A 3,248-nucleotide genomic window follows, 5' to 3' on the forward strand; every position below is an offset into this window, starting at 1 on the left:
CAAATCAAGCGCGAGAAGGGCGTTTGGTGGATGCCTTGGCAGTAAGAGGCGATGAAGGACGTGATACTCTGCGATAAGTCGTGGCGAGCCGAGAATAGGCTTTGACCCACGAATTTCCGAATGGGGCAACCCACCTGATACTTTGTTATTACTGCTCTTCGGAGCAGCTAATAATGAGGTAAAACAGGTATTTTTAACCTGAATACATAGGGTTAAAAAGGCAAACCCGGGGAACTGAAACATCTAAGTACCCGGAGGAAAGGAAATCAACAGATACTCCCCTAGTAGCGGCGAGCGAACGGGGACCAGCCGAGCTGTGAGTGTGACTAGAAGGACCTGGAAAGGTCCGCCAAAGTGGGTGACAGCCCCGTATAGGAAGCACAATCAGACGTATTAAGTAGGGCGGGACACGTGAAATCCTGTCTGAACATGGGGGGACCACCCTCTAAGGCTAAGTACTCCTTACTGACCGATAGCGAACCAGTACCGTGAGGGAAAGGTGAAAAGCACCCCGACAAGGGGAGTGAAACAGTTTCTGAAACCGGACGCCTACAAACAGTTGGAGGGCCCTTGAGGCCTGACAGCGTACCTTTTGTATAATGGGTCATCGACTTGGTCTATCTAGCAAGCTTAAGCCGTTAGGTGTAGGCGCAGCGAAAGCGAGTCTTAATAGGGCGAATGAGTTAGATGGATCAGACCCGAAACCGAGTGATCTAGGCATGACCAGGATGAAGGTTAGGTAACACTAACTGGAGGTCCGAACCCACACCTGTTGAAAAAGGTCGGGATGAGTTGTGCCTAGGGGTGAAAGGCCAATCAAACTCGGAGATAGCTGGTTCTCCGCGAAATCTATTTAGGTAGAGCGTCAGACGAATACCCCGGGGGGTAGAGCACTGGATGGGTAATGGGGACTCACCGTCTTACTGATCCTAACCAAACTCCGAATACCCGGGAGTAATATCTGGCAGACACACGGCGGGTGCTAACGTCCGTCGTGGAGAGGGAAACAACCCTGACCTACAGCTAAGGCCCCTAATTCATGGCTAAGTGGGAAAGCAGGTGGGACGACCAAAACAACCAGGAGGTTGGCTTAGAAGCAGCCATCCTTTAAAGATAGCGTAACAGCTCACTGGTCTAATTTAAGTTGTCCTGCGGCGAAGATGTAACGGGGCTCAAGCCATGAGCCGAAGCTTAGGATGCCGTAAGGCATGGTAGCGGAGCGTAGTGTGACATAACTCTACGCCTCTTTTGCACTACTTGTAGTGCATAGGAGGCATTGAGTTTTCTGTGAAGCCGGGGCGTGAGCCATCCGGTGGAGAGATCACTAGCGAGAATGATGACATGAGTAGCGACAAACAGGGTGAGAGACCCTGTCGCCGAAAGTCCAAGGGTTCCTGCTTAAAGCTAATCTGAGCAGGGTAAGCCGACCCCTAAGGCGAGGCCGAAAGGCGTAGTCGATGGGAACCAGGTTAATATTCCTGGGCCATGAGGTGGTGACGGATCTCGAAGGTAGTTCATCCTTATCGGATTGAATGGGCTGCTTAGAGGTTCCTGGAAATAGCCCCTCTATAAGATCGTACCCTAAACCGACACAGGTGGACTGGTAGAGAATACCAAGGCGCTTGAGAGAACGATGTTGAAGGAACTCGGCAAAATACCTCCGTAAGTTCGCGAGAAGGAGGCCCAGTTTCTACGCAAGTATTGGCTGGGGGCACAAACCAGGGGGTGGCGACTGTTTACTAAAAACACAGGGCTCTGCGAAGTCGCAAGACGACGTATAGGGTCTGACGCCTGCCCGGTGCCTGAAGGTTAAAAGGAGGAGTGCAAGCTCCGAATTGAAGCCCAGGTAAACGGCGGCCGTAACTATAACGGTCCTAAGGTAGCGAAATTCCTTGTCGGGTAAGTTCCGACCTGCACGAATGGCGTAACGACTTCCCCGCTGTCTCCAACATCGACTCAGCGAAATTGAATTGCCTGTCAAGATGCAGGCTTCCCGCGGTTAGACGGAAAGACCCCGTGCACCTTTACTACAACTTCACACTGGCATCAGGCACAATATGTGCAGAATAGGTGGTAGGCTTTGAAGCGGAGACGCCAGTCTTCGTGGAGCCTCCTTTGAGATACCACCCTTGTTCTGCTTGATGTCTAACCGCGGTCCGTTATCCGGATCCGGGACCCTGTGTGGTGGGTAGTTTGACTGGGGCGGTCGCCTCCTAAACAGTAACGGAGGCGCGCGAAGGTTGGCTCAGAGCGGTCGGAAATCGCTCGTTGAGTGCAATGGCAGAAGCCAGCCTGACTGCGAGACTGACAAGTCGAGCAGAGTCGAAAGACGGCCATAGTGATCCGGTGGTCCCGAGTGGAAGGGCCATCGCTCAACGGATAAAAGGTACGCCGGGGATAACAGGCTGATGGTGCCCAAGAGTCCATATCGACGGCACCGTTTGGCACCTCGATGTCGGCTCATCTCATCCTGGGGCTGGAGCAGGTCCCAAGGGTACGGCTGTTCGCCGTTTAAAGAGGTACGTGAGCTGGGTTTAGAACGTCGTGAGACAGTTCGGTCCCTATCTGCCGTGGGTGTAGGATACTTGAGAGGAGTTGCCCCTAGTACGAGAGGACCGGGGTGAACGATCCACTGGTGGACCAGTTGTCATGCCAATGGCAGTGCTGGGTAGCTATGATCGGAAAGGATAACCGCTGAAGGCATCTAAGCGGGAAGCCCCCCTCAAAACAAGGTATCCCTGAGAACCGTAGTAGACCACTACGTCGATAGGCCAGAGATGTAAGCGCAGCAATGCGTTCAGTTGACTGGTACTAATTGTTCGATAGGCTTGATTTGATCCAGTAGAAGCTGGACTTCAAGAGAGCTGCACAATGCAGTTTGACTTGGATTGCCCCTCGGGGCTGAGACTGATGTTGTTTGTTTGGTTTGGTGGTCATAGCGAGAGCAAAACACCCGATCCCATCCCGAACTCGGCCGTTAAGTGCCTTTGCGCCGATGGTACTGCGTCTTAAGACGTGGGAGAGTAGGTCACCGCCAAACCTAACAAGCAACATCAGTAGTATCTCTCTTTCGATGCGCCTCACTTTCATTATTTGGACCTGAGGCAGCGCAATTGGCGCGGGATGGAGCAGCCCGGTAGCTCGTCAGGCTCATAACCTGAAGGTCGTAGGTTCAAATCCTACTCCCGCAACCACTTTGACCGAACTCTGTCTGACTTCAGCGCTTATGGGCCAGTTTAGGGCTATTT

The 3,248-nt window shown here is 52.7% G+C and carries 1 tRNA gene and 2 rRNA genes; all 3 read left to right on the forward strand.

Annotated elements, in window-relative coordinates:
- Window positions 1-2: 2 nt before the first annotated feature.
- The 3 genes from THALAR_RS17765 (at window position 3) to THALAR_RS17775 (ending at window position 3,194) form a co-directional block, all read left to right on the forward strand.
- A 23S ribosomal RNA gene (locus tag THALAR_RS17765) occupies window positions 3-2,836 on the forward strand.
- Between the two features lie 89 nt (window positions 2,837-2,925).
- A 5S ribosomal RNA gene (rrf, locus tag THALAR_RS17770) occupies window positions 2,926-3,040 on the forward strand.
- A 77-nt stretch (window positions 3,041-3,117) separates the two neighbouring features.
- Window positions 3,118-3,194 (forward strand) — tRNA-Met (locus THALAR_RS17775).
- Window positions 3,195-3,248 lie beyond the last annotated feature (54 nt).

The organism is Litoreibacter arenae DSM 19593 (assembly GCF_000442275.2).
In the GTDB taxonomy this organism is placed as follows: Bacteria; Pseudomonadota; Alphaproteobacteria; order Rhodobacterales; family Rhodobacteraceae; genus Litoreibacter; species Litoreibacter arenae.